Here is a 1,901-nt window from a genome sequence, read left to right on the forward strand (position 1 = left end):
AGTACGCTCTCGAAAACTCAGAGAGCTTGATTTTTATATATTATAAGGTTCAGCATCTTTGCTTCACCCCTAATATTTAAGCTAAATTATTATGATATTTTCCAATAAACTTATTACCAATAGCATCCTAAGCTAGAAAACATTTCGATTGATAGAACATCCCCTTTTATGAGTAAAATTGTATTGTGATTTTAAAATACTATTTTCTCAGGAGGTTTATTATGTTACGAAATTGGATTTCACATTTGGAATATCAAGAACAGCTATATCTTAAAATGCTACTTCACTATCAAACGCAAAAAAGCAGGCTGGCTGCACTTGATAAGAGTATTTCAAAACTCTATCTTCTCAACCTGGATAGCCTGCTCCCTGTAATCAAGCCTTTATATTCTGATTTAGGCCGTCCCGCCAAAAATCAGCAAGGTATAATACGATCTCTAATATTAATGCTTGATCAACACGGACATTCTATCACAAAATGGGCTAAAAAGATAGCTTCTGATCCTTTGCTTCTTGATATATGTGGTTTTGAGGATGGTGTCCCATCTGCATCCTCATATTATGACCTTTTAGTACGTTTATGGATTTCAGACCATAAACTTCAAGTTGAACGTAAACTTACGGTTAAAAATTTTTCATCCAAGCCTAGAAAAAAACTGAAAGCTGGTGAAAAGCAGCCCCCTAAGCGTTCTGGTACTGTTAAGAAGCTTGTTGATAAAGCTATCAAAGGTAAACTTAGAAACTTCTGTCCTGAAAACATTTTTCAGAAGTTTATCGCCCGATGTGTTGTTGATTTCTCTTCTAAAATGGGTATTCTTGGAGATATCAATAACTTATCCCTTGCCTTTGACGGTTCACCTTTCTATTCTGGTGCCAGCCATTATGGAGTTAAGGTTTGTGACTGCAAATCTAAAGGCATATACAACTGTCATTGTCCCAGACGGTATTCAGATCCTGATGCCTGCTGGGGATGGGATAGCTATAGAGAACAGTGGTTCTTTGGAAACACTCTTTTTAATGTGACTGCTTCCGATAGCCCCTATGACCTTCCTATCTACATTAAGATGGTACAGGCTAGCCGCCATGACAGCATTACTACAGTTTTTGCACTTGAAGATATTCATAATCTTTATCCTGACCTTCATTTTAAGAACTTTATTGCTGATGGAGCCATGGATAACTATCCTACTTATGATCTGCTTAAGCACCACAATATTTCTCCTTTTATTTCTTTAGATTCCAGGACAAAAGCAAAATTTGATTATCCCCATCCTAATATACTTTGTTTCGATAACAAAGGAAATCCTATTTGCATGGGTGGTATTCCTTTTGTCAATTGGGGATATTCAAAACCTAAAGGAATCAAATACCGTTGTTATTTTGCAGCAAAAGGTTTAGAACCTCCTGCAGAGTGTAAATGCTCTGACAGTAAATATGGTAAAGTTATTCACATTAAACCTGATTATGATCCGAGGATGTTTCCTCCTGTACCACGTAATTCTGAAAAATTTAAAGATAAATTTAAAACCAGAACCTCTGTCGAACGCTCAAACAAACGAATGTTTAATGATTATAACATTCAAGAATATAAATCTCGAAGTGCTATGCTGCGTATGGCTTTAGCAACTTTTTCTGTAATCAATATACACTTAGATGCCTGGATAAAGCATACCGGCTTTAGTTTTGGCAGTCTTATGCAAAGTAAGGCTGTATAGAACACTTATTGAATATTTTCCCAGGGCCTAATCTCAGGCTTTTTTGTTATGTCCTTTTTGTGTCCGTCCTCTCATAACAATGTGTGATTTTCAAAGTTCATTTAACAAGTTTCCAACTTATGCTAAGTAGTTGGCTGATTAAATATCTTTTAAGATTTTCCATCTACTTTTCGAGTGTCTTCATAA

At 35.7% G+C, this 1,901-nt stretch carries 1 protein-coding gene; it reads left to right on the forward strand.

Going from position 1 to position 1,901, the window contains the following annotated elements; all coding sequences use genetic code 11:
- Positions 1–221: 221 nt before the first annotated feature.
- Entirely contained in the window at positions 222–1,715 is a 1,494-nt protein-coding gene (locus ACFHWD_RS20530; protein ID WP_229982072.1) for a hypothetical protein, read from the forward strand.
- Positions 1,716–1,901 lie beyond the last annotated feature (186 nt).

It is taken from the genome of Clostridium sp. MT-14, assembly GCF_042436595.1.
Taxonomy (GTDB): Bacteria; Bacillota; Clostridia; order Clostridiales; family Clostridiaceae; genus Clostridium_B; species Clostridium_B aromativorans.